The 23,256-nt window shown below is 37.8% G+C and carries 29 protein-coding genes; 1 reads left to right on the plus strand and 28 read right to left on the minus strand.

The genetic code is table 11. The features are described from left to right. Position 1: 1 nt before the first annotated feature. The 27 genes from ACOB82_RS16485 to ACOB82_RS16615 form a co-directional block, all read right to left on the minus strand. Positions 2–301: a hypothetical protein gene (locus tag ACOB82_RS16485; RefSeq protein ID WP_448214087.1), complete on the minus strand. Its 300-nt coding sequence runs from the start codon at positions 299–301 to the stop codon at positions 2–4. Continuing rightward, positions 302–613 carry a FliM/FliN family flagellar motor switch protein gene (locus ACOB82_RS16490; RefSeq protein WP_448214088.1) on the minus strand — a complete coding sequence of 104 codons (312 nt, stop codon included), beginning with the start codon at positions 611–613 and terminating at the stop codon, positions 302–304. Positions 614–615: 2 nt separating this feature from the next. Beyond that, positions 616–1,356 carry a FliM/FliN family flagellar motor C-terminal domain-containing protein gene (locus tag ACOB82_RS16495; protein ID WP_448214089.1) on the minus strand — a complete coding sequence of 247 codons (741 nt, stop codon included), beginning with the start codon at positions 1,354–1,356 and terminating at the stop codon, positions 616–618. Position 1,357: 1 nt separating this feature from the next. After that, the gene (gene flgF, locus ACOB82_RS16500) at positions 1,358–2,533 is read right to left on the minus strand and encodes a flagellar basal-body rod protein FlgF (RefSeq protein ID WP_448214090.1); all 1,176 of its coding nucleotides are present in this window, start codon (positions 2,531–2,533) and stop codon (positions 1,358–1,360) included. Between the two features lie 9 nt (positions 2,534–2,542). Beyond that, entirely contained in the window at positions 2,543–2,956 is a 414-nt protein-coding gene (locus ACOB82_RS16505) for a flagellar hook assembly protein FlgD (RefSeq protein ID WP_448214091.1), read from the minus strand. An 8-nt stretch (positions 2,957–2,964) separates the two neighbouring features. Next, on the minus strand, positions 2,965–3,813 hold the full coding sequence (locus ACOB82_RS16510; protein WP_448214092.1) for a hypothetical protein: 849 nt from the start codon (positions 3,811–3,813) through the stop codon (positions 2,965–2,967). A gap of 10 nt (positions 3,814–3,823) precedes the next feature. Further along, positions 3,824–4,261 carry a hypothetical protein gene (locus tag ACOB82_RS16515; RefSeq protein WP_448214093.1) on the minus strand — a complete coding sequence of 146 codons (438 nt, stop codon included), beginning with the start codon at positions 4,259–4,261 and terminating at the stop codon, positions 3,824–3,826. After that, positions 4,254–5,579, minus strand: coding sequence for a FliI/YscN family ATPase (locus ACOB82_RS16520; RefSeq protein WP_448214094.1), 1,326 nt, complete (start codon positions 5,577–5,579; stop codon positions 4,254–4,256). Before ACOB82_RS16520 ends, ACOB82_RS16515 begins: the two co-directional genes overlap by 8 nt. A 2-nt stretch (positions 5,580–5,581) precedes the next feature. Further along, the gene (locus ACOB82_RS16525) at positions 5,582–6,274 is read right to left on the minus strand and encodes a FliH/SctL family protein (RefSeq protein ID WP_448214095.1); all 693 of its coding nucleotides are present in this window, start codon (positions 6,272–6,274) and stop codon (positions 5,582–5,584) included. Then, positions 6,264–6,608 carry a hypothetical protein gene (locus tag ACOB82_RS16530; protein WP_448214096.1) on the minus strand — a complete coding sequence of 115 codons (345 nt, stop codon included), beginning with the start codon at positions 6,606–6,608 and terminating at the stop codon, positions 6,264–6,266. Before ACOB82_RS16530 ends, ACOB82_RS16525 begins: the two co-directional genes overlap by 11 nt. A 26-nt stretch (positions 6,609–6,634) precedes the next feature. Next, complete coding sequence (fliF, locus tag ACOB82_RS16535; protein ID WP_448214097.1) at positions 6,635–8,008, minus strand: flagellar basal-body MS-ring/collar protein FliF; 1,374 nt, start codon at positions 8,006–8,008, stop codon at positions 6,635–6,637. A 20-nt stretch (positions 8,009–8,028) separates the two neighbouring features. Continuing rightward, positions 8,029–8,352: a flagellar hook-basal body complex protein FliE gene (fliE, locus tag ACOB82_RS16540; RefSeq protein ID WP_448214098.1), complete on the minus strand. Its 324-nt coding sequence runs from the start codon at positions 8,350–8,352 to the stop codon at positions 8,029–8,031. A 12-nt stretch (positions 8,353–8,364) separates the two neighbouring features. Beyond that, the gene (locus ACOB82_RS16545; RefSeq protein WP_448214099.1) at positions 8,365–8,775 is read right to left on the minus strand and encodes a flagellar basal body rod C-terminal domain-containing protein; all 411 of its coding nucleotides are present in this window, start codon (positions 8,773–8,775) and stop codon (positions 8,365–8,367) included. A gap of 1 nt (position 8,776) precedes the next feature. After that, complete coding sequence (locus ACOB82_RS16550) at positions 8,777–9,139, minus strand: hypothetical protein (protein WP_448214100.1); 363 nt, start codon at positions 9,137–9,139, stop codon at positions 8,777–8,779. Positions 9,140–9,151: 12 nt separating this feature from the next. Beyond that, positions 9,152–10,276 carry a flagellar basal body P-ring protein FlgI gene (locus ACOB82_RS16555; RefSeq protein ID WP_448214101.1) on the minus strand — a complete coding sequence of 375 codons (1,125 nt, stop codon included), beginning with the start codon at positions 10,274–10,276 and terminating at the stop codon, positions 9,152–9,154. After that, on the minus strand, positions 10,276–10,848 hold the full coding sequence (locus ACOB82_RS16560) for a flagellar basal body L-ring protein FlgH (RefSeq protein WP_448214102.1): 573 nt from the start codon (positions 10,846–10,848) through the stop codon (positions 10,276–10,278). The genes ACOB82_RS16555 and ACOB82_RS16560 overlap by 1 nt, the downstream gene beginning before the upstream one ends. Beyond that, entirely contained in the window at positions 10,841–11,734 is an 894-nt protein-coding gene (gene flgA / locus ACOB82_RS16565) for a flagellar basal body P-ring formation chaperone FlgA (protein WP_448214103.1), read from the minus strand. The genes ACOB82_RS16560 and flgA overlap by 8 nt, the downstream gene beginning before the upstream one ends. Positions 11,735–11,741: 7 nt before the next feature. Further along, positions 11,742–12,515 carry a flagellar hook-basal body protein gene (locus ACOB82_RS16570; RefSeq protein ID WP_448214104.1) on the minus strand — a complete coding sequence of 258 codons (774 nt, stop codon included), beginning with the start codon at positions 12,513–12,515 and terminating at the stop codon, positions 11,742–11,744. Between the two features lie 2 nt (positions 12,516–12,517). Then, positions 12,518–13,204 carry a flagellar hook-basal body complex protein gene (locus tag ACOB82_RS16575; protein WP_448214105.1) on the minus strand — a complete coding sequence of 229 codons (687 nt, stop codon included), beginning with the start codon at positions 13,202–13,204 and terminating at the stop codon, positions 12,518–12,520. Beyond that, positions 13,201–15,252 carry a flagellar biosynthesis protein FlhA gene (locus tag ACOB82_RS16580; RefSeq protein ID WP_448214106.1) on the minus strand — a complete coding sequence of 684 codons (2,052 nt, stop codon included), beginning with the start codon at positions 15,250–15,252 and terminating at the stop codon, positions 13,201–13,203. Before ACOB82_RS16580 ends, ACOB82_RS16575 begins: the two co-directional genes overlap by 4 nt. Beyond that, positions 15,252–16,319 (minus strand): EscU/YscU/HrcU family type III secretion system export apparatus switch protein, encoded by a 1,068-nt coding sequence (locus tag ACOB82_RS16585; protein WP_448214107.1) that lies wholly within the window; start codon positions 16,317–16,319, stop codon positions 15,252–15,254. Before ACOB82_RS16585 ends, ACOB82_RS16580 begins: the two co-directional genes overlap by 1 nt. A 4-nt stretch (positions 16,320–16,323) precedes the next feature. Then, positions 16,324–17,070 carry a flagellar biosynthetic protein FliR gene (locus ACOB82_RS16590; RefSeq protein ID WP_448214108.1) on the minus strand — a complete coding sequence of 249 codons (747 nt, stop codon included), beginning with the start codon at positions 17,068–17,070 and terminating at the stop codon, positions 16,324–16,326. Further along, entirely contained in the window at positions 17,070–17,330 is a 261-nt protein-coding gene (locus tag ACOB82_RS16595) for a flagellar biosynthetic protein FliQ (protein ID WP_448214109.1), read from the minus strand. The genes ACOB82_RS16590 and ACOB82_RS16595 overlap by 1 nt, the downstream gene beginning before the upstream one ends. 1 nt (position 17,331) lies before the next feature. Beyond that, the gene (locus tag ACOB82_RS16600; protein ID WP_448214110.1) at positions 17,332–18,453 is read right to left on the minus strand and encodes a tetratricopeptide repeat protein; all 1,122 of its coding nucleotides are present in this window, start codon (positions 18,451–18,453) and stop codon (positions 17,332–17,334) included. 411 nt (positions 18,454–18,864) lie between these two features. After that, complete coding sequence (locus tag ACOB82_RS16605) at positions 18,865–19,839, minus strand: acyltransferase (protein ID WP_448214111.1); 975 nt, start codon at positions 19,837–19,839, stop codon at positions 18,865–18,867. Between the two features lie 161 nt (positions 19,840–20,000). Next, the gene (locus ACOB82_RS16610) at positions 20,001–20,630 is read right to left on the minus strand and encodes a class I SAM-dependent methyltransferase (protein ID WP_448214112.1); all 630 of its coding nucleotides are present in this window, start codon (positions 20,628–20,630) and stop codon (positions 20,001–20,003) included. A gap of 216 nt (positions 20,631–20,846) precedes the next feature. Further along, a complete protein-coding gene (locus ACOB82_RS16615; protein ID WP_448214133.1) occupies positions 20,847–21,740 on the minus strand; it encodes an IS3 family transposase in 894 nt (297 codons plus the stop codon). A gap of 55 nt (positions 21,741–21,795) precedes the next feature. Here ACOB82_RS16615 and ACOB82_RS16620 point away from each other — a divergent pair, with 55 nt between their 5' ends. After that, positions 21,796–22,956 carry an IS30 family transposase gene (locus ACOB82_RS16620; RefSeq protein WP_448214113.1) on the plus strand — a complete coding sequence of 387 codons (1,161 nt, stop codon included), beginning with the start codon at positions 21,796–21,798 and terminating at the stop codon, positions 22,954–22,956. On the opposite strand, the gene ACOB82_RS16625 is transcribed toward ACOB82_RS16620, so the two are convergent. Then, positions 22,918–23,226: a transposase gene (locus tag ACOB82_RS16625; protein WP_448214114.1), complete on the minus strand. Its 309-nt coding sequence runs from the start codon at positions 23,224–23,226 to the stop codon at positions 22,918–22,920. The genes ACOB82_RS16620 and ACOB82_RS16625 overlap by 39 nt on opposite strands. Positions 23,227–23,256 lie beyond the last annotated feature (30 nt).

Here is a 23,256-nt window from a genome sequence, read left to right on the forward strand (position 1 = left end):
TTTACTTGTTTACTACTTTTTGAACAAAATCTGTGTTTACTTGCGCGATTCCTGATTTGGTTTCAATAAAATAAACGGTCTGTTGCTCTATTTTCAAAGTGATCAAACGTGTGGTTCGATCTAAATTAACCGATTTATATGCTGTGACTTCTGATATTGGATTAAAACGCTTCAACGCTGTTGCTAAACTCTTCTTTCTCAGTGATAAAGAAAGCAACCCAATAGACAGAATAAAACCTAACGCGATAAGTACTTCAGACACAGGGAAGACAAACTCGGGCTTAAATGGACTTTGCTCCATCTAAAGCTCCAACGTATTCAGATGTGTCACTTGCAATGCATACTTGCCATCTTGTGCAACCAACCGACCTTCCGCCACAACGGTATCTTCAACACAAAGTGCTACGGATTGATCAACATCGGTATCTAGAGACACTATTTCCCCCATCTTGAGTTGATAGAGCTCTTCTATTGTGAGTATCCGACCACCAATTTTTGCAACGAGTGCAACTTCTACATTTTTTACAAATGCAAACTGAGGTTTTACAGCGCTACCTTCTTGTTTTTGTTCTTCTACTTTAGATAGTTCTATTTCTTGTATATTTGAAATCATTCTTAATCTCCATTTATCAATACCGCTTTTGCGCTATTTTGATTAACTAAATACCCTTTAAACAAAGGTTTTTTATCGACAGTGACATCGATTGGTTTTGAAATTTCTTGCTCAAGCGGAACAATATCACCCAACTTTAATGAACAAAGCTGAGCAAAAGTCATTTTTTTTGCAGGGACAGATAGCAATAGAGATAACGCATGGTTAGCTGACAAATGCCTCACATTAACCACTTTTTTGGGAGTGTTTAATACCTCGGCAAACTGGCTTAAAACAAAACTTGCATCAACACCAATAGTCAGAGATGTAGTTCCCATGAGCCATTGAATAACGACGACAGGTTGCTTGTTCTCTAATTCAAACGCTATTTGCTCACTTGATGCAAATACCCCCTCCTTAATAACGTTTACCGATAAACGTTCAAGAAATTCTGGTTCAATATCATCTAACTGACTTTCCTCTCCTAAGATACTTAGTCCAAGCTCATTCGCATTAGCCAATTTGATACTGATAACATTGGTACCTTCAAGGTAAACGACATTACTGTTTGTGTCATATAAGTTATCGGTGTGTGCTGGCTGCCCAAAAAGTACATCTGCAAAGTAATAGTTAACATTCAAAATTAACTTTTTTTCAGGTGTTGTAAACCAGTGCTCATTAAAGTCACTGACCAAGCTATTGAACAACTGTTCAACAAGAATTTTTTGACGATTAGACAATACGCCATGTTGTAACACTGGCATGTTATCTTCCTCTTGTGCTCTCATACAGTTGCTCTAATAGTTGATTAGCAACATTTAATATACGAGAGCTCGCTTGATACCCCCTTTGAATGATTAACATATCAGCAAACTCTTTAGACAAATCGACATTGGATAATTCTATATTTTGGCCAAGGACATTACCTGCTCCGCCATCACCAGCACCAAAAGTTGCTTGGCCTGCAGCATCGGGAGCTATATAGATTGATCCCTCAATATTTTTCAGCTGACTTTGATCGGCAAACGTGGCTATCGCCAGACGAGGACCTGTTTGCGTTTCACCGTTGGCATAAGTTAACTTAACTGTGCCATCACTGTTAAAACTAACACCTGTCAGTGCTGAAACCGAAGCGCCATCATCGACTTTAGCTGTCATCGAAGATGTTGTTCCCGTATCTATTGAGGTTGAACCGCTAAAGTTACCTACCTCTCCAAAATCTATGGTGATATTGCTAGTACCTAAAAGCGAGTCTTCTACGGTAAATTGAACCGAGTTAAAACCTGCTTGCGGCGTACCATCCACTCCATACCTAACCTCGCCATTACCGAGCACATTGCCATCTAGATCTTGAATTTCGACTAGCCAACTCCCCGTTGCGACGGCGTTGTTATTGGTAAACTTCAATGAGACTTCAATCTCTTCCCCTAGCGCATTAAATACAGTTAAACCATTTATTTCATGTGAAGTCGCGCCAGACGACAAATTTCCTGACAAGGATATTTGAGATGTGGCTTTTGGTGGCAAGACTCTTAAGTTACTTATATCAAACGCTTGCACTTGACCTGATTCATTGATTGCGCCGACGGAGTTCCCGGTACTTTTATCGATTAACAGACCATCCTGATTAATTTCAAATTGTCCTGCTCGAGTAAACTGTTGTCCGTTAGCGCCCAGTAACACAAAAAAACCTTCGCCGCTGATGGCCAAGTCAGTGTTTTTAGACGATTGCTGAATATCACCTGCTTGAAAGCGAATACTAGGATCGCCTACCTGAGTACCCACTCCGGTATTACCATCACCACCAGTTAAGCTTTTATAAAACGTATCAGCGCCTTTGTAACCTGGCGTATTCATATTGGCGATATTATTACTGACCGTGTCTAAATTTTTCGAAAATGAAAATAAACCGGATAACCCTGTAAAAAATGACTGCAACATATTATTCCCTTAATTTTGGACAACTCTAATTTGTGATAATGAGACATTAGATATAAAGTCTCCTAAGGAACTTCTCACCGTAAACAATGAACCTTGGCTTGAGTAATTGATTGACTCAATAGTTCCGTTAAAAGGTGAAGAGCTTGTCGATACTTCGACTTCTTTACCTAACAAAGACAACGCTTGGTTCGAAGATGTCATCGCCAACAAGTTGTTCAAATTATCGTTAGATAAACGCGTTTGCTCCAACGAAGAAAATTGCGCCAGCTGTGCAAGAAACTCCCGATTATTCAATGGCTCTAATGGATCTTGATAGTTTAATTGAGCTAAAAACAGTTTGATAAAGTCTTCTTGATCTATCGTGCTATTACTTGCATCTATGGCGCTCGTTGTTAAATTTTGCCCTATTGCTTCGACTTCCATAACTTCCCTTATTTTTTCCAAATGACATGACCGTTTAAAGCTACTTGCCCTATGGATTTAGACAACTTTGTTATTTGTGTTAGTAGTTCTTTGGGTAAACTTTCTGCATCAAACTTTCGAATCCAAACCTTGATATTACTTTCATCAAACGTTTGACTGATATTTTCTAGTTTGAACCTTTGATTTAGCATGACAGGCATAGCAGTTAGTTCTTTGGACATTTGCAATTGATTACTTGATATATTTTTAATTTGAGAGATTTGCTCAGCATACCCGGCATTGACTTTGTTTAGGCTCAGTTGAATAGCTGAATGATTGCTTTCTATGTAGCCTTTAAAAACAGTATTGCTATACAAACTAGGCACAGGATTGACATTAAACAATACCTGGCTGTTTAGCGGCTTATCATGACTTAACGATATTTTTACTGCCGTTGCTTCTGAGCCATTGGCAAAACTCGTCATTAAAAATGGTTGCCAAATCGTTTTATCTGTCGCGCTCTCATACGCAGACTGTGAGCGACTATTAACATCAAGTTGTGAAAAAGATGCTTGCGAAGTTTTAGTTGAGCCTGTCGTAAGTGCTGTAGTATTGGCGCTTTCATTAAGGGGGAGATGTTTCGAAAACAGAAATTGTTTAAATACCATTAGTTCACTAGGCGAATTGTCGCTATTGGTGACATCGTCATGCTCTTGGTTAGCATTTTGCTGTAACGCTTCTATAGCACCATTTATCGATGATTCAACGCCTTTTGCCAGGGCATTGTAAAACGTAGCAGTGCTATTAATATGAGATGTTTGCTGATTACTATTAGCATTTGCACCAACCAGTAATCCATTCGGTATATTAGTAATCAATTCAATTTCCTTAAATATTCGTGCTACTTTGAAGCAGACTTAGTTTTTTGAACTCTTTTTTGGCGAGCTCTTTATTCATTCCTAAATAACATTTTTCCGTTTTAGCTTGGGTTAATCGAATTTTTCTCTCGACTGTCGCTAACTCATTTTCTAATGTTTCGAGGTGTTTCTTTTTAGCCTCAATGATTTCTTGCTCTGCGGCGACTTTCACCAGTAATTGATTAATAAACTGGCTCGTAGACTGATAAGCCACTAAATCCACTGTTTTTTGGTAACTATACGCCGACTCTAATTTGTCATTTTTAAGTAAAATACTGTTTTCAAGCTCTCTTAAGCTCTCAAGCACTTGGGCATACGCGAATAAAACATTGCTTTTAGCAAGCGCTAAACCACGCTCGACAGTGTTAAATGACTGTTTTTTCTTGCGCAGCATAGTCAATTTATTCATCGTGAACTCTCACTTCTTTCGCCAAAGTTGCTAACTTCAAACGTGTATCTTCTAATGATACTAGTTCACTGCTTTCCTGAGTTAAGAAGCGATTAATCCGATTAATTGACGTCATTAACGTTTTATTTTTTTCACTTAGCTTATCGCCTGAAAACTGAATGAGATCTTTGTTTTCTTCATAACTAGCAACGAGTTTTTTGATTTCCCTTGCTGTTGTAAGTTGTTCTTTGGTATTCAAGCTTGTAAATAAGCGGCTAACGCTTTTTAGAATATCAATTGCGGGGTAGTGGCCTTTCTCAGCCAGCTCTCTCGACAAAATAATATGACCATCTAATATCGCTCTAAGGGCATCAACAACAGGCTCATCAAAGTCCCCTCCTTCTACTAAAACTGTCAGGACAGCAGTAATAGCCCCTCTATCTTTAAAAGAGCCACACCGCTCGACTATGCTTGGAAGTAAAGTAAACACTGATGGGGTGTAGCCACCAAGTGTAGAAGGCTCTCCTATTGCTAAGCCTAAATCCCTTTGTGCTATAGCTAAGCGAGTTATTGAGTCAATGGTTAGTAAGACATTTTTACCTTGTTCAGAAAAGTATTCAGCAATAGCAATCGCCGCATGGGCGCAATGTGTTTTAGTTAAAGGGGACTGTTCTGCAGTTGCGACAATAACAACAGAGTTTGCCAATTTTTCTTTGCCTAAGGTGTCTTCAACAAACTCAACAACTTCTCTTCCCCTCTCTCCTAACAAAACAAGGATATTTATGTCGTCATCCAGCGACTGACACATTTGTGAAAGCAAGGTGCTTTTGCCAACACCAGAGCCTGAAAACACACCAATCCTTTGACCTTTACCTATCGACGTAAAACTATCAATCGCTTTAATACCTGTGGTTAACTGATCCGATATATTTTTACGTTGCATAGGATTAATTGCATCTTTGAATAATGGGACGTGTTCATGACAGTGAATCTTGCCATATTCGTCAAGCGGCTGAGAAAACGCGTCGATAACCCGCCCTAATAAAGCTTCACCTACGGGAACTTTGGCAACATCATTTTTTGCAACAACCTTACTACCATACGTTAAGCCTTGCACTTTTTCGTACGGCATAAGTAGTGTTTTATCGTCTTTAAACCCAACAACTTCAGCAAGAATAGGCTTTGATGAAAACTTAGGCGTCAGCTCACATAGTTCTCCTATAAAAACATTAGGACAATGAGCTTCTATCACTAAGCCTACACTTTTAATCACTTTGCCTGATTTTTTAAAGCTTGAAATTGAGTCAATAGCTGATTCAACCCGTGCTAAATGAGACATAATTACTCCTGCTGCCCCAATGCACTTAAGCAAAGCTTAATGTTGTCTTCGACATTTGATGCCAATTGACCAAGAGGTGTATTAACCACAATACTACCGTTTGTTAATGACGGGTTTTCCTTGATCTGAACACCGTCAGAGCAGCTCACTCTCTCTTTATTATCTAAGTATGTTTGATAAAATTGGCTAGGTAGTTCAATTGTCAGGCCATTTTCAACAACAAAATCCTGCATTACCGAGTTCAATTGCTGCATCACCAATTCAGGTTCATTGAGTTTAACTGCCAATATTTTGAATAAACATTTTTCAATTACCGCGACGACCTGTTGCTCTGATTCAATCATGATTTGAGGCTTTAACTGTTTGATCTGCTCTATCAATTCCGACAAATTTTGTTGAGACGTTTCCAGTTCTCTTTTCATAGTGAGACGTTGTGTTTCAGCCTCTTGCTGGGCTTGAGTCAAACCGTCTTGATATCCTGATTGCTTTGCTAAAACCGTTTCTTGCTCAAGGATTTGTTTGATGTCTTTTTCAAAAATGCGAGACAATAACGACTTCGCTTGCTCAGAATCAAGTAATTCCAACCTAGACTCTATGTCTTTTAATACGTCAAATTCACTTGTTTTAAGTTGGTCGTCATTCACAACCTTAGGTGTAAAACTAGGGACTTTTAACACTTCACGATTAGCTTGCATTAGCTTGACCCTCTTTAGCTAATATTTCTGCCGCGGTATCCTTAATTGCGCCAGCTAATTTAGGGGAATATGACATTTCTCCAGCGTCAATTTTCGCCATCAATCGCTGAATGGACTCTGGAAACTGCTTAGTATCTCTAGCATAATTTGCTAAGCTGGCTTTAGCTGATAACTGATTGTTTAGTTGCGCAAACAAGCTCTTTGCTTCGGCTTTAGATAATCCTTTCAAAAGCTTAAGTTTACTTTTTACAATCTGCCTATCTTCTGAGTTTAATTGACCAAGAGCCCATTTTTTATCCCAAAATGATAAGGTTGATAATTTTAATGAAATCACTGTATAGCGACAAATGGTACTATGCACTATTTAACTTCCTTATCCGTTAGCCATTGATTGATTTCAACCAAGAGCTGTTCTTTTTGTTTGTTTGACAGAGCGTACTTTTTTCGCTTATATAAAAATAAAGGCAGTAATAGCACGACTAATACAGCTGAAACCACCCCAAAATAATGATTTGAAGTGAACAGATGAACATTATTGCTAGGTTGTTCTACTTCTGGGTTTTTAAGCACAGCTTTTGACTCGAGACTAGGGTATGAAGGTATCAATGAGTTATTTATCGACTGATTACCTTTGGTCAAAGGTGTTAGTACCTCAAATGCATAACTATCTCCTCTGCTCTCATCGATATCTGAAAGCGATTTAACTAAGTTTTGTAACTTAGTTGCATCCTCTCCGGATATATCAGCGAGAATAGCGACTGCTACAGATACACGCTCGATCTCATAATTGTCATAGGTAACTTCTTCAAGCTTTTTACCATGTGCGTAATCTAGTTCAAGTAGCTCCTCTTGAGGTTGAATATCTCTAGCGCCAGTATTTGATTCAACTAAGCGTTTTTTCTCTTTTACAACCTGACCAAGGCCATTTTTGTCAACAATTAGAGAGTGAGTTACTTCTTTTCTTTTATCTCTATTAAACGAGATATTGACGCTGACCGCGTATTCACTACTAGCCAAGTAAAGACCTAAAATATTTTCAATTTTTTGAGACAGTTTTTTATCGGCGCTATTAGACTCTTCAAAAAGGACTGTTGGCTCTTCATCTAGCTCCCCTGTAATACTAAGTAAGCGGCCAGAAGAAGAAATAACTTTAACGTGTTCAGGCGCCAAATTCTCAACGGAAGACGCGACGAGTTGTTGTATGCCAAAGATCAACGATTGATTTGGCGTGTTTTCACTCTCTGGCGTTACAGTTACTGAAGCTTTCGCCATCTTTTTATCAGATGTAAATAACTTTTTAGTTGCAAACGTTATATGAACTCTCGCATTTTTTACGCCATCAAAATGAGAAATAGTTCGTTCCAGTTCGCCTTGAATAGCTCTCTTGTAAGTGACCTCTTGAGCATGCTCAGTCATGCTGTAATCAGTGTTTTCGTATATTTCTAAACCTTTACTTTCAAAGATATTCTTCGGCTCTGCAATACCGACTAAAATGTCGTTATATTCATGCTCTAAAACCTTTATCGTTGCCCCACCATTTGACAACTTGTACTGATAACCATTTTCTTTAAGCTGTTCAATGAGCCTTGCACTTTCTTCAAGCGAGGTTTGATTGGTTAATGTTTTATACTTAGGTACAAACAACCAAAACATCATAAGTAAAGTTGCTATTATCAACATACCAATAGCGATAATTAATCCCATTTTCTTGGGCGAATTTTTAAGTGAAAACATGGTACGACTCAACTCCATAACTACAGTTGCATTCTCATAACGTCATGGTAACCTTCTAGGACTTTGTTACGTACTTCAACAGTAAGTTGCAAAGAGAGTTTTGCGGTTTCTAAGGCCAAAACAAGCTCATGTGTATTAACGTCTTTACCTAACGCTTTTTGTTGTAATAAGTTGTCTGCTGCGACAATTTCTTGATTGATGTTATCAACCTTTTCGAGTAAAGCTTGACCGAAAGGCGCTATTTCAAGGTCATTGTTACTCTTAGATAAATTAGTACTCTTTGATAAACCCTCTAAAGTTGAACTATTTTGCAGAGAAACGCTTTGTATTGATTCAATTTCCATATTTATCTCTTTCTATTTACCTATTTCCAGTGCTTTGGCACTCATAGACTTATAAGCATTAAATGCTTTTACATTAGCTTCATATGCCCTCGTCGCGCTATTTAACTTCAACATTTGCTCAGCAACATTTATATCAAGCTTATAAACAAACCCATTGTCATCAGCGCCAGCATGCTCAGGCTTATACAAAGCCTTAATTTCCGGTTTATCAACATTTATATTTGTTGCGACACCGCTAAGTTGAGAGGCCTGCAATGCATCCCAAAAAGTATTTGATACGCCAACTAATTGGCTATTTGCTAACGCATCAGGCGAGCTAGCAATCCTATTGGCTTGAGCAATATTTGAGGTTGCTACTTCTAATCTGGCCTTTTCATAGCTCATCCCTAAAAGGCTTATTTCGTAAATACTATGTACCGCCATGCTATTTCTTCCCAATTGCGGTTTGCATTAAACCTAACTTTCTAGAAACACTATCAGCTAATGTTTTGTATTTCCCAGCAGCCATTAATGAATAGGCAACCTCTTTATCTAACTCAACATGCGCGATAGAGCTATAAATCGCTCTCTCACTTACTAAGTGCCAATCGTTGAGATTTTGGCTAACACTCTCAGCTCTATCCCCTTGTTCCATACTTGCTAAACTATCTAATAAATTAGAAAAGTCTACGCGTGACGCGTGCTGGCCTTTTACATTTGCTAAAGCAATATTTTGAGTGGCAATGTATTGCTCTTTTTGAGCAATATTCATGGCCAACTTTACTAACTCGACTGTTGAGTCACTCATCGCTACTTTTCCTTATTGAATAATGATTTCAGCATGCATTGCGCCAGCCTTTTTTAAAGCCTGTAACACTGAAATTATGTCTCTTGTCGATAGATTCATTTTCAGTAAACCATCGACAACGTCTGCTATGTTAGTCGGTTTATTATTGACATATAGCGCGGTATTGCTTTCATCAACACTAATATCGGTACGCGGTACAACTTTCGTTTCCGCACCTAAAACATTTCGTCCAAATAAATTCTCAGGCTGTGATACTTGAAACTCTGTATTGATGGCTATTTTTAACGATCCTTGTGTTATTACGACGCTATCAATACTGATATTGTCGCCTGAAACTATCGTGCCCGTTCTTTCATTAATGACGACTTTCGCATTGCTAGCAGGATTGACTACCGAGTTTTCTATCGTCGATATATAAGCAAATATATCGGCTCGTTTTTGAGAGTTCGTAAGAGGTGTTAGCTTAATTCTACTAGCATGAATAGGTTCAATATTAAAAGGTAAAGCTAATGCTGTTAATCTTTCGACGACTCTTGACGCTGTCGTAAAGTCAGGTGTGTTTAATAATAAATGAATAGAGCCATCTGGTTTTATAAATCTATTGTTAATCGATTGTTCAACAGTGGCACCATGTGGAACTTGCCCTACTGTTGGGTGGTTTTTTTGTGCGATATTGTCGTACTTTTCAAACTGATATCCTCCGACAGACAAAGCACCTTGAGCTAGCGCATAAACCTCTCCGTTTACCGCTTTTAGTGGCGTAACAATTAGCGAACCACCAACTAAGCTTTTAGCATCTCCAATTGATGACACTTGAACATCTAGCTTGTCACCAGCTTGTGCAAAAGGGGGAAGCGATGCTGTTACCATCACGGCAGCAACATTTCGGCTCGCGATATCATTAGTTGAAACAATTAAATCAAAATTCTCTAGCGTATTTTTAATTGATTGAATGGTGAATTTACTCCGATTTGAATCACCGCTACCGGCAAGACCAACGACTAAACCGTAACCAACGATAGCGTTATCTCTTACACCATCAAATCTAGCAATATCTTTAATTTTTACACTAGAGACTGACGCATTCGCGGCTAAACCAAAAATCGACAATAAGAATAACGGGATCACTTTAAGCATCATATTAACCCTAACCACTTGAAAAACTTATAAATGCTACTTGGGTCTTTACCATCAGACACCTCGCCTTGACCGATATACTTAATGTTGGCATCAAATAGTCGACTAGATAACAAGGTGTTATTGGAAAAAATATCCGCTTTTCTCGCTTTACCTGTTATTTCTATTTTTTGTGTTTCACCATCTATAGTTAACGTTTGCTGGCCCTGAAGAAGCAAATTTTCATTTTCGTCAACAGAAAGCACCACAGCAGTAATTTGAGATTTAATGAAGCCGTTTCTCGATGTCTGAGCGTCGCCTTTATTTGAGCCGTCAATACCAATTCCATAAGACCAACTCTTTTCTTCTACATTCGCCTTAGCATCCATATCAAATCCTGATTCCGATTTAATACCAGCACTAGAGCCTGCTTCAGAGCTTTCTATTACGATAATGGTGACCGTATCACCTACTTTAGTTGCTCTTTTATCTGACGTTAAAGAGCGGTAGTTTTCTTTGTTATACAAAGATGTAGCATGTGACTGCTTTGTGAAACTAAAAACCAACAGCACCATTAAACAGACTTTAAACACCGACGACTCCTTCGTTTACGACTTCAACCAACACCGATTTTTCTGCATTTTCGGGCTGGACTATTATTCGATCACCTATGTTTCCACTCGCTAAAGCGATGCCTTTGCTTTCAATACGGACCCCTCTATTTGAGTAAACAATTAACACTCTGTCGCCGTTTGAAATAACAGGTCTGATTTTAGTGTTGTGTGTTGATATGACTGAATCTACGGCTAGTTTTTTATTCGAAATCAAACGGCGCGGTAATTGATGATGAAAATAAGCATCAGGATTTTGCACATTGGAAGAAAGCCAAACAACGTCATTGTCGGATATCTCTTGTCCCAACTCTAAGTTAACAATCAGCTTAGGCACCTTCATTTGATAATTTACTGAAACCCAGGCTTTCGTTTTTTCACCATTTATATCTGTGACGCTTATTTGCTTTTTGGCGACAAGGTGTTCAGGGTTTAATACTTCAATCCTTCTTACGTTTGACTTAAAACAAATATCTTTATTGATAAACTCGGCGTTACTTATACTTACCTCAGTACTTTTTGGTAAAAACTCACCTTTTATCAGAAGCTTAACGATGTGCTCTTTTACGCCCGATTGACATAAATCAAACAGTAAGTAATTCGCACTGTTTAACGTCACTTCACGCTTTAGTTGCTTTTGTAGAAAAAGTTGAAAATCCTCCTTTGCAACCCATCTACCGTCAAATTGTTTTAAATCTAACGTTATGTCACTGGTATTCATGACCGAATTTATTGGGTTATTCTGCGACACCAACTGACTTAATGGCTGCAAGTAGTCGCCATTAATTTTATTGCTGCTGATTTCAAGCTCTATTGCATATGTTAAACATGATAAAGCGCAAGTAAGTAGTAAAAGTAAACGCTTCATTTAAACACTATCTCCTCAAATTATTGATCGTTTCCATAACTTGATCAGTTACTTGAATTATTCTGGCATTGAGTTGATAGCCTCTTTGTGCAAGCATTAAGTTAACCATCTCTGCGTTTAGCGATACATTTGACATTTCAGTGAACCCTTGAAGAATATCCACTTGATTGTCACCATTTTGTCCTTGGTAAATCGCAAAACCACTTTCTTCTGTCGCTCGGTATAAGTTTTCTCCAGCACTAACTAAGCCATCGGTATTGGTAAAGTGCGCTACTTCGATTTTCCCTAACTCTATAAGTTGACCACTGCTATCTAGTTGGGCTGATACCACGCCGGACTTGTCGATAAACAAATTTTGAGAGTCAGGCGGGAGCTGAATATTAGCGGAAAGGCGATTTCCTTCTGACGTTGTCAGGTATCCATCTTGATCTAATCTCAGCCGTCCAGCTCTCGTATATCCATAGTCGCCATTTGAAGATGTTACCTCCAAAAAACCATTACCGTTTAACGCAATGTCAAAAGGATTCCCTGTTTGCTTAATACTGCCCAGTGAAAAATCGACTTGAGTACTTTTGATCATTGAGCCTGCACCAATGGCATTATTACCAGTCAAGTGCTCTTGCCCATCGATTTGCTGACCACCGTAGACTAGATCAACAAAATGAGCTTCAGTACGTTTAAAAGACGGTGTCGTATTGTTAGCAATATTATTTGAAATAATTTCAATCAATTTCTGCTGAGAATTTAAGCCACTTTCGGCAATGTATAACGATTCAATCACACTTATTTCCCTATTTCACTTATACCTGTATTTAGCATTTGCTGATAGGCATTGGCCGCTTTTTGTAGCGTTTGCACATGCCTACTTACCTCTATCATTTTCACCATTTCCTCACTGGCACTAACGTTTGATGTATTCAATGCGCCAGACATTATTGTTGATGAACTTTCGATTAATTTAGCTTTGTTGACCTTGTACAAGCCTTCTCCAGCAGGGTGTAATTCAGCGTCCCTTTCTGGCTCAACGATTAGTAGCCTTCCGAAGCTTCCACCAGCTAGTAAGACTTCACCTGTCTCACTAATTTTGAAATTGCTATTTATATTGACGCCACTTGGAGAGTAAATAGCACCATTTTCAGATAACACTAAACCGCCACTAATATGCTGAAGAGCACCATCATTACGCCATGAAAACTTGCCATTTCTCGTAATGTACGTGCTTTGGCCTTTTTCTATCACAAAAAAACCTCTGCCCTTAACTGCGATGTCTAACTCATTGTTAGTTTGATTGATCCCTCCTTGATTCAAATTTAACACCAAGGATGCTTTTTCTTGATTGGAATTATTTTTGGCGATAACTTGTGTGCTCAAATAGCCAGAAGTATTCACATTCGCGACGTTTACGCTAATCACTTCGAGCTGCTTCAAATCTGAGTTTATGGCCTGAGCCAAAATAGCTTCAACTATCATGCGCTAACCTTTTCTTGCATATACACAACACCCGCTGTTTGAACATTTATATTATTAGGCACTTCATTAACCGAAATAACATTAAGCTGAGGCAAAACACGTTCTATTAAGTTTTTCAATGGAAAGCGAATTGAAGAACTACAAATTAGAACTGGCTCTAACCTTTTTGAAATAAGCGCTTCAGTATGGGTTGCTAGCTGCTTTAGCATTGCATCTGTAATTTGCGGTTCCATAGCTATTGATGAGCTTCCCTCATGGTTATGAATACCAGAAATAACGGTTTGCTCTAACCTCGTATCCAACATTATTACGTTTAAGGAATTATCTTTACTGACAAGGCGCTGACATAACTGATGTTTTAAACGCTCTCTAACCCTCTCTGTCAGGAAAGATACTTTTTTGTTTTGTTTGCCTTGATCAACGAGAACTTCAAGAATCAATTCAATATTTTGTATTGATATTTTTTCTTTTAGGAGGTTTTGTAGTACTTTCTGAATATCACTATATGAAAGTACACTTGGAATAAGTTCATCCAAGAGAGAAGCATGAGATTTTTGTATTCTATTAGTTAACTTTTCAGCTTCAGCCCTCGTTAACAGTTCGTAGCTGTATGACTTCAAGATCTCACAGATATGGGTCATTAATGTCGTTTCAGCATCCACTACTGTATATGCTCGGCGAATATCTTCGGTAACGTCACTTGGCTCAATCCAAACTGCCGGCAAACCATACGTAGGCTCCTTGCCTGAAACGCCATTTATTGATTGAAATTTACCCGATGGATCGATAAGTAATGTTTTCTTGAAATGAATTTCGGCTTCCGCGATTTTTGCATTGAATAAATAAATTCCGTACGCATTATCCTCGTGAGCTCTATCTGTCACTAACTTAATTTCAGGTATGACAAAACCATATTCCTTGGCGAACCGACTACGAAAAGCTTGTAACTTTGTCAGCAATATTTCGCCATTCGATTTTACCTGATTATGAAGCTCAGTACCCATTCTAATTTCAACAGGGGAGACCGATAACAAGGTTTCAAGAGTGTCCTGTTGATCGCTTTCTTCTTCAACAATTTCATCTGATGTTTTATCTAAGACTTCATTACTAACCTTAGTAGCGAAAATTCCTCCAACCAAAAACAAAGTTGTCAAAACTAAAATAGGCACTACCGGTAGACCTGGAATAAATAAAGTTAAAGATAAAGTAAAGGCTACTACGAATAATACTTTAGGTGACGAAAGTAGTTGCTTTATTACCTCTGAGCCAAGTTGTGCATCAGATGCAGCTCTGGTAATGATTATCCCTGTAGCCGTTGCAATAATAAGTGAAGGTATTTGCGTAACGATACCATCACCAACTGTAAGTAAAGTATATGTATGAAGCGCCTGTTCCCAACTTAATCCATGCTGCGCAACACCAATTGATAGCCCACCTATAATATCAATTAAGATAATTATTATGCCTGCAATAGCATCGCCTTTTACAAACTTTGTCGCACCATCCATAGCACCATAAAAGTTCGACTCTTTTTCTACTTCCTGTCGTCTTTCTCTTGCACTATGCTCATCGATTAAGCCCATGTTGAGATCAGCGTCAATACTCATTTGCTTGCCTGGCATTGAATCTAAGGTAAACCTAGCCGCAACTTCGGCTACACGTTGAGCACCATTTGTAACAACAACATACTGCACCACAACTAAAATAAAGAAGACAACTAAACCAATAACGTAGTTACCACCAACAACATAAGCTCCCACACTTTCGATAACTTGCCCAGCTTCACCACCATCAAGGATAAGCCTCGTAGCCGAAATATTTAGACCCAGTCGAAATAGTGTTGTAATTAATAACAAGGAAGGAAACGTGGAAAAACTCAGCGGCTTATCACTGTAAAAAGTCAGTAATAAAATGAGAAGTGCAACACTAAAGTTTAAAATAAGTAACATATCCAGAATAACGGGAGGCAATGGTACAAACAACATCATCAAAATTGCGATGACCAGAAGTACCAGAATTAGATCACTTTTCCCTTTAAACAACGACATTAATGGGCATTCCTTGTTTGCTCAGATTTCAGTATCTCTCTAAATAAAGGTACTAGTTCTGCGTAGCAACTAACGGGGACAAACCCCTCTAATTGCGTTTCTTTAAATAGCTTTCTTGCTAGCGGCTTGTTTTGGTGTACAGCAACGTTAAATTTATAGGCAAGCGACTTTATTTTTTGTGCAAAAGTGCCTTTTCCTAAAGCAACGACCTTAGGCGAGACCATAACGTTAGGGTCGTATTTCAATGCAACAGCTATATGCGTCGGGTTAGTGATGACAATATCTGCATTTTTTACTTGTGAAAGTGAGGCACTTTTTTCGAGCAACTCTTTTTGAATTTTTTTCCTTTTCTGCTTTATTTCAGGGTCACCTTCTTTCTTCTTCACCTCGTCTTTTACATCTTGCTTGCTCATCATCATTTTTTTAGTAAAATCAAAGCGCGTAAACATAAAATCAAGAAAAACGACCGGGATGTATAGCAGAATGAAGTAAAGCAACAGAATGAGGAGCGTGTATACCCAAATAGATAGTGGTGAATTTGCACTGTATTGATATTGCGACAACGCTCTTTCTAAAACCCATTCATACGACATGAAAAGCAAAACGGACAACAATGCCAATTTAAGTAAGCTTTTAAATAGCTCAAATAGCATTTTTTTTGAAAAAATACGTTTTAGGCCTTGGGTTGGATTGATACGACTAAAATCAGGCTTTAAAGGGTGTGTGCTTATTGCCCCGCCAGTTTGTGCCAACGTTAACAATAAGCTAATAAAACAAATTCCTAAAAGTATTGGACCTAACACCCATAATGTATTAACAGCTACATTGAGAAACAGAGAAGTTAAACCGTCTTTATTAAAGACGAGACGAGAAGAAGACAATAGAACCTGTTTAGTCGTATCGGTAAAGAAATGCACGATAGATTCATAAAACACGAAAAATGCGATACCAAAAAGTATAAAAGTCACTAAATTATTTAATTCAATACTTTTAGCTACTTGCCCTTTATTCTTGGCTTCCTTAAGTTTATGGGGCGTAGGCTTTTCTGTTTTATTTTGCTCTGTCATGCTCTTAACCCACAAACATCGAATAATAGTGACTAATATGAGAAAAAAGCTGCGTAAATATTCCGCCTGAATGCTTAATTGTTGCAGCAAGCACGCCTAACCCTATAAATATCTTCAAAGGCAAAGTAACAAAGTAGACATTCATCTGCGGCATTGTTTTTGAGACGAAGCCAATAAGCAGATCAAGACACCAAAGTACCAACATTACAGGCATAAATAGAAGCACCCCCAATGTAAATGAGGTACTCAAAAAAGTGATTATCGTACTGCTATCACTAAAGAAAGCAAACTGTCCTAATGGAATGTAATGCACGGATAAAACCAGGTACCCGATTAGTTCACTATGAAGCCCCAATAGAAAGAATAAAGTGGTAAAAGCTAATAAATAAGCACTTCCAATAAGTGGTTCATGGCTATTTGTACTAGGGTTTACAATACCCGCTGCGCCAAAGCCAATTTGCATGTCGACAACTTTACCTATAGTAACAATGGCACTATAGGTTGCCACGACCGCAAATGCCATAAGTGTTCCCAACAAGAACTCTTTAAGCATAGATATAAAAATATTGCCCTCCATAACAACACCTGTATTGTTAACCGAAACAACTACCAACGCGAAAACTATCATTATCAACAGTCGTACCATCATAGGAATATTGCTAAACGGGGTTAAACTACTACCAATGAAAAACGGCGTAAAACGACTAGCGACCAATATAAACATGTTGATTTTGTTTACATAGTCCATCATCAAAAAGTAGCTATTTGAGTAAATAAGGAGGTAGTAAATTCAATGAGTTGAGACAGCATCCAGTGCCCCATCATGCCTAATACCGCTAAAGATACAAGTATCTTAGGGACAAAAGTTAAAGTCATCTCTTGAATTTGAGTAACAACCTGTATAACACTAACTAGCAGACCTACTATCAACGTTGAAAATAAAATAGGACTAGCTATTTTCAAAGCCACATGAAACATTTCACCCAAGCTAAATAAAGTATAATCAATCATATCAACTATGTACCTGATAGTTTTTTACTGCGTTCAACATAGCCATAAAACCTATATCAACTTTTTCTGCCGTATCCTTATATTGTTCGGCAATATCTGCGCATTTTTCTCTTTTAGACTCCATCCTTAAACGAATAATAAAAAACTGGGCAAATTTAGCTGTTTCACTTTTAGGATTAAGCTTTAGAGCTAATTCATTAGATTTTTCTGCTAACTGCAAGTCACCAAACAATGCTTGAACAATGGCTAAAGCAGCATGTGAATCAGCGAAGTTTCTATCAATAAGTAGTGCGTTTTCAAAAGCTAATTTAGCATCGTGGATATTTTGCTCAAGTAGTTCGCACCAACCTAATATATGAAATGAACCAATATGGTCCCTCATAAAAGATATGGCTATTTTAATATTGTGCTTTGCAGACTTTACATCCCCCTCGACCATCGCAAGTTGTGCTTTAATGAGATAAATTCTGCCTTCCTTATTAGCACAAATTGATGCCCGTCCCACAATCTCCTTTGACACATCAAATTGACCTTTATTAAAGGCTATATTTGCAGTTACAATCAAGGCTTCAATCTGATTTGGACTCAGCTTAAGGGCTTTATTTGAAAGTATTTCGGCTTTATTATCCATTCCCAAATCCAAATATATAAGTGAGGCTAATCCGTTAACCTCAGCCAAATCATCATTCAGATTATCTAATGCTTTTAATGCTTCTCCATAACGCCTTTCAAAAAAATATGTTCTTGATATCAATAAATAAGTATCGTTTAAATGAGAAGTAATGCTTGAGCATTCATAGAGATAAATACATTTTAGAAAATCTCGTTCTAAAAAATGTATTAAAATATTCAAATATGAAAGTTGTTTATAAAAGCTATCATGACGCTTAAGTTCGGTAAGTAAACTTTTGGCTTGCAGGAAATCATTGGTACCCACGAAAAGTTGAATGGAGGCTACAATGATTTCTGGCTTGCATTTTAATTCACTAGGCAAACTAGAACAAACTGAAAGGCCTAACTTAAATCGATGTTTTTCCAAACATAAATTTAAAATGGAAATCGCTAGTTGGTAATTACTTGTGTCTTTTGACAAATAAAATATTAATTTGCTTACAGCATCCATTGCAATACGACTTAATTAAATTCCTTTAATTATTGTTATCATAGCATACCTATAAATGCAACACCCTACCAAGTGAAAAACTTTAATAATTCAACAAACTAACTATCCCCTTAGATTATTATCACTTCTTCATGAAGCTAATGCATTAACCTAGTGAGATAGCAGCCAATTTACAAATGAAATAAAACGAATAGAATCATAAGATAAGCATTAACTCCCATTTATAAATAAAGTAAGACAAAATCGCTTGTTCTTAACACTTTAGCAAGCACTAGCTCATATCTTACAACTTTAATAAATAGGTTATTATTTTACCTGATAGGCTACTATGTAGACTAAAATAGAAGCGAAGCTACGCAGCCTACGCGTTTATTTCCCAATTAGTTTGCTAGCAACTAAGGCTGTGTGTTATTAGCGTTTCAACCGAAAATTTCCGTAGAGTAAACTATACAAGAAAGGAACTCTTTTGTTCAAGACAGATATGAACAGCCACGATGAAAGAAAGGTCAAAACTAATACCGGAATGGTTTTGGGTAATGGAAAATTTGAGAATGTTTTATTGAAAATATGTAAAAATAAAGGGTGTACTAAGTAAATTCCAAGCGAGTACTTTTTACCCGCTTCTGAAAATATTGAATCTTTAATACTTATTTTTAAACAAATAAGCATTATTGAAATTGTCACCAAAGCTGTAAAAGCAGGAAACTGACGTTTCATTGTATCAGAACCAATTAACCATTCTACTACAAAAGGTTCTATGAAATACGCTAAAAATATGCAAAAAATAGTCATTAGTAATAATCTGGTATGGGGGAGTCGTTCAATCTCATAACGAGCAATCTTATAACCGACTATTATGAAAGCTAACGACATTGAATGTCGAATTGTGCCGTGGAAGTTTCTAAAGAAGTTTTCGGTTTCCAAGTACGAAGCTATATCCGTTATTAAATATGCTAAAATCAATCCAATCGAAACTATAAGTAATGAACTCTGATATGTTTTATGTAAAACCTGAAAGGACAATAAACCAATCGCAAATGAAGATAAAAACCATAGATGAAAGTATGTACCATATTTGACAAAGCCCTTTATAGATATAGACTCTAAGTAGATGGGATCTTTTAGCAAGCAATATGGTAAATACATGACCGAAGATATTATGAATATTTTGATAACACGAAATGCTTGTAAATGGCATTCATTTTCTTTCTCTTGAGAACCAATAAAATAACCTGATACTACAAAGAAGAAAGGAACCGCCCACCGACCCGATAATCTAGCTACCTCCCCAAAAATGTATGATACATCCTGATAATAGCCAACATGAAGTGTAATCACAAAGAATGCCGCAATTAATCTCGCAAAATCAATAGTGCTATTTCTCATTCACAGTCCTTTTTATAAATCCTAAATGCACGTATCTGCTAACAACTTCCAAAAATTCGGAACACAGCGGAAATTTGTCCATTAATAGCACATATTTATTTACTGGAGCTTTTCCCTGAATTTTAATCATTGGCTAAGATTCAGGGAAAAGGTCATATGTCTTATAATTTCTGTGCGACCATAACCATGCTCTTCCATAGATATGGAACTCTTCCTACACCTGAAAAACTCACCTCTTTGAAGCCATTTTCTTTTAAAAGTTGCCTTAGTGTATTTCTGCTCCAGAATTTAATATGACCGCCGTGCCATAAAGGGGTGTGGTGGTGATCCCACTTATTAAACAAAGACAGAGCTAAATTTTTTAAGTATCCATGATATGGAGTTGTAATTACAATATATCCATTTTCTTTTAAAACGCCTTTTGCGTAGACAGGAAGTAGGTGAGGAGAAAAAAGATGCTCAATTACCTCTGTTGAAACAACGATATCAAATAATTCTTCATCAATGAGTAGCTTTTTGGGGTCATCTTGTACACCATAGTTATAAAAGTTAACATTTGGATATAGGCTCTTAGCGATTTCAACACCTTTCTGATCGTACTCTACGCCTACTGTTTCATAACCTGATTGACTAATTTCAGAGCAGAGTTTCCCATTTCCAGCACCTATATCTAGGACTCGACTGGGAGCAATTTCACTTAAAATTTTTAAAATGCGAGGAGCTATATATCCGCATGAGTGAGGCCCTTCATTTGATGACCATCCATAATCTTCTACAACATTATCGTTCACAATATATCCTTTTCAAAAAGCATGCTCCCACGAGGCTCTAATCCATTATAGTGGTTTAACGTAAATATGAGAGCCATAATTTGTTTTAACATCGGTGGCTACTGTGAACAACAATAACATAGTTTTCACTGACTTAGGTGATAACAAATCAGAAATTGCCGTTTTTAAAACCAATCAGTTATGTTTTGTAACGGGCAAATAAACTTGGAGACTTCTTTAGGCACTTTTTCTTAATTTCATCTCATATTCTGCTGGTGAGATGTTCCCTAATTTGCAATGTCGCCGTTTTTGATTATAAAACGACTCGATGTAATCAATAATATCGGCCATAGCTTCACGCCTTGTCTGATAACGACGATAGTTAATTCGTTCTGACTTTAAGCTGCGGAAAAAGCGTTCAGTGACGGCATTATCTAAACAATTTCCTGCACGAATCATACTTGAGATCAACCCGTGTTCTTTCAATGAACGTTGAAATGCTTCACATGTATATTGAACACCCTGATCTGAGTGGAACAATACTCCATCAGTTGGCTGTCGTTTATTTACGGCTAACCGTAATGCACGTGTTGTTAGTTCGCTGTTGGGTTTATCCGAGAACGCCCAGCTAATCACTTTACGGGAGCATAAATCCATAATCACAGCTAAATACAGCCAGCCTTGCTGCGTGCGTATATACGTAATATCGCCAGACCACAGTCTGTTTAGTCTTTGAGGGTTAAACTGGCGATTTAAGTAGTTAGGTGCAATAACCGACGGCTTACCACCCACAGGATATTTATGTTGCTTAGGCCGTTTAGCAACTAACCCTAATCGTTTCATCGACGTACGAACACGATGAAGGCCAATATCAAAGCCTAATGCTTGTAACTCACCGCGCATACGTACTTTGCCGTAAGTAGCATCCATATCGACATGAATTTGTTTCATCGCAGCATCAAGCTTTACACGCTCAGCACAAATAGGTTTTGGTTTAGCTCGATAATAAAACGAGCTAAACGGTATCGATAAACAGCGGCATATTTGCTGAACCTTACTTCCTGCCTTTTTCAGCTTGGCAGCTACTTGCTGCCGTTGCTCATTTCCATAGCGAAAAAGGCTGATGTAGATTCAAATGGTCAATGCAACAGTTTTACTAAAATACTGATTTGCATTGGAAGATTTGATGAAACGACCAAAACGAACATTCACACTGGCTGAAAAAGAATTAGTTTTTGATTTATGGAAACAAGGAACAGGCTTTAGCGATATTGGTAAAGTGCTAGATGCTGCTCCCGGTACTGTATTTACTGCACTTCGTCAAACGGGTGGTATAAAACCACAGCCTAGGAAAAGAAATACAAAACACTTAACGCTAGCAGAGCGAGAAGAAATTAGAGTAGCGTTATCTGCTAAGATGTCCTTAAGGGCTATAGCTCGCATGCTCAACCGCTCCCCTTCAACAATTTCCAGAGAAGTATCTCGTAATCGTGGCCGACGATATTACAAAGCTGTTGATGCCGATAATAGAGCAAAACGTATGGCTAAAAGGCCTAAGCTAGGAGCTATCGAGCTTAACCCTGAATTAAAGCAACTCATTCTGAACAAGCTTGAATTAAAGTGGTCACCAGAGCAAATATCTGGCTGGTTACGTGTCGAATATCCTCGCCGAAAGTGTATGCAGGTATCACACGAGACGATTTATAAATCAATGTATGTGAGAGCTAAAAGCATCATTCACTATTCGTTCACTCAGCACTTACGCCGTGGTCGCCCCATGCGGCATAGCCGTTACCACCGCCGAAGTGGGGATAGAAGTTTTACCAGCATAGTAAACGGTGTTTCCATTCATGAACGTTCTAAGAATATTGATAACCGTAAGTCCGTTGGCCATTGGGAAGGTGATCTTGTTTCTGGCTCGAAAAATACACATATTGCCACGTTAGTTGACAGAAAATCTCGCTTCACCATTATCCTAAAGCTGGCGGGGAAAGATGCTGAATCAGTCCATACTGCACTGGTAGCAGCATTTAAGAAAATGCCTTCTGAATACTGTAAATCATTAACGTGGGATAGAGGCATGGAGCTAGCTAAACACGCTGAACTAACTAAAGAGGTTGGTATTCCTGTTTATTTTTGTGATCCGCAGTGTCCTTGGCAGCGAGGTACAAATGAAAATACTAACAGTTTAATCCGTCAATATTTACCAAGAAAAACTGACCTATCTCCTCATTCTCAGCAAAAATTAAATTATATTGCTACTCAATTAAATGAACGTCCAAGGAAAACATTGAAATTTAAGACACCATCACACATGATTGAGAAGAGTGTTGCGATGATCACTTGAATCTACAGAAGCTTTTTTTAACAGCGCATTATCACTTTTTAGCTGTTTAACTTGTTTTTCTAATTCTTGGATACGGATTTGCTCTGGCGTTAGTGCGCTAGCTTTGGGTGTATAACCTTTTTGCTCTTTTCGGTATTGGCTTACCCAGCGCTGAATTGATGATAATCCGACATTCATCGCTGCGGCTGCATCTTTATGTTTATAACCGTGAATAATCACTAGCTCCGCGCACTCACGTTTAAATTCTGCTGTTAATGTTTTCTTTGGCATTTTGACCTCGTTAGTTAATTGAATTTTACC

Source organism: Colwellia sp. MEBiC06753 (genome assembly GCF_053470325.1).

What these genes read in the sequence shown, in the direction of transcription:
- fliE (WP_448214098.1), bottom strand. Translation starts at nt 8,352, where the DNA reads ATGGAAATTGAATCAATACAAAGCGTTTCTCTGCAAAATAGTTCAACT.
- ACOB82_RS16545 (WP_448214099.1), bottom strand. Translation starts at nt 8,775, where the DNA reads ATGGCGGTACATAGTATTTACGAAATAAGCCTTTTAGGGATGAGCTAT.
- ACOB82_RS16605 (WP_448214111.1), bottom strand. Translation starts at nt 19,839, where the DNA reads ATGAGAAATAGCACTATTGATTTTGCGAGATTAATTGCGGCATTCTTT.
- fliF (WP_448214097.1), bottom strand. Translation starts at nt 8,008, where the DNA reads ATGTTTTCACTTAAAAATTCGCCCAAGAAAATGGGATTAATTATCGCT.
- ACOB82_RS16590 (WP_448214108.1), bottom strand. Translation starts at nt 17,070, where the DNA reads ATGATGGACTATGTAAACAAAATCAACATGTTTATATTGGTCGCTAGT.
- flgA (WP_448214103.1), bottom strand. Translation starts at nt 11,734, where the DNA reads ATGAAGCGTTTACTTTTACTACTTACTTGCGCTTTATCATGTTTAACA.
- ACOB82_RS16595 (WP_448214109.1), bottom strand. Translation starts at nt 17,330, where the DNA reads ATGATTGATTATACTTTATTTAGCTTGGGTGAAATGTTTCATGTGGCT.
- ACOB82_RS16520 (WP_448214094.1), bottom strand. Translation starts at nt 5,579, where the DNA reads ATGTCTCATTTAGCACGGGTTGAATCAGCTATTGACTCAATTTCAAGC.
- ACOB82_RS16525 (WP_448214095.1), bottom strand. Translation starts at nt 6,274, where the DNA reads ATGCAAGCTAATCGTGAAGTGTTAAAAGTCCCTAGTTTTACACCTAAG.
- ACOB82_RS16485 (WP_448214087.1), bottom strand. Translation starts at nt 301, where the DNA reads ATGGAGCAAAGTCCATTTAAGCCCGAGTTTGTCTTCCCTGTGTCTGAA.
- ACOB82_RS16515 (WP_448214093.1), bottom strand. Translation starts at nt 4,261, where the DNA reads ATGAATAAATTGACTATGCTGCGCAAGAAAAAACAGTCATTTAACACT.
- ACOB82_RS16495 (WP_448214089.1), bottom strand. Translation starts at nt 1,356, where the DNA reads ATGCCAGTGTTACAACATGGCGTATTGTCTAATCGTCAAAAAATTCTT.
- flgF (WP_448214090.1), bottom strand. Translation starts at nt 2,533, where the DNA reads ATGTTGCAGTCATTTTTTACAGGGTTATCCGGTTTATTTTCATTTTCG.
- ACOB82_RS16575 (WP_448214105.1), bottom strand. Translation starts at nt 13,204, where the DNA reads ATGATAGTTGAAGCTATTTTGGCTCAGGCCATAAACTCAGATTTGAAG.
- ACOB82_RS16600 (WP_448214110.1), bottom strand. Translation starts at nt 18,453, where the DNA reads ATGGATGCTGTAAGCAAATTAATATTTTATTTGTCAAAAGACACAAGT.
- ACOB82_RS16490 (WP_448214088.1), bottom strand. Translation starts at nt 613, where the DNA reads ATGATTTCAAATATACAAGAAATAGAACTATCTAAAGTAGAAGAACAA.
- ACOB82_RS16505 (WP_448214091.1), bottom strand. Translation starts at nt 2,956, where the DNA reads ATGGAAGTCGAAGCAATAGGGCAAAATTTAACAACGAGCGCCATAGAT.
- ACOB82_RS16620 (WP_448214113.1), top strand. Translation starts at nt 21,796, where the DNA reads ATGAAACGACCAAAACGAACATTCACACTGGCTGAAAAAGAATTAGTT.
- ACOB82_RS16550 (WP_448214100.1), bottom strand. Translation starts at nt 9,139, where the DNA reads ATGAGTGACTCAACAGTCGAGTTAGTAAAGTTGGCCATGAATATTGCT.
- ACOB82_RS16555 (WP_448214101.1), bottom strand. Translation starts at nt 10,276, where the DNA reads ATGCTTAAAGTGATCCCGTTATTCTTATTGTCGATTTTTGGTTTAGCC.
- ACOB82_RS16585 (WP_448214107.1), bottom strand. Translation starts at nt 16,319, where the DNA reads ATGACAGAGCAAAATAAAACAGAAAAGCCTACGCCCCATAAACTTAAG.
- ACOB82_RS16580 (WP_448214106.1), bottom strand. Translation starts at nt 15,252, where the DNA reads ATGTCGTTGTTTAAAGGGAAAAGTGATCTAATTCTGGTACTTCTGGTC.
- ACOB82_RS16625 (WP_448214114.1), bottom strand. Translation starts at nt 23,226, where the DNA reads ATGCCAAAGAAAACATTAACAGCAGAATTTAAACGTGAGTGCGCGGAG.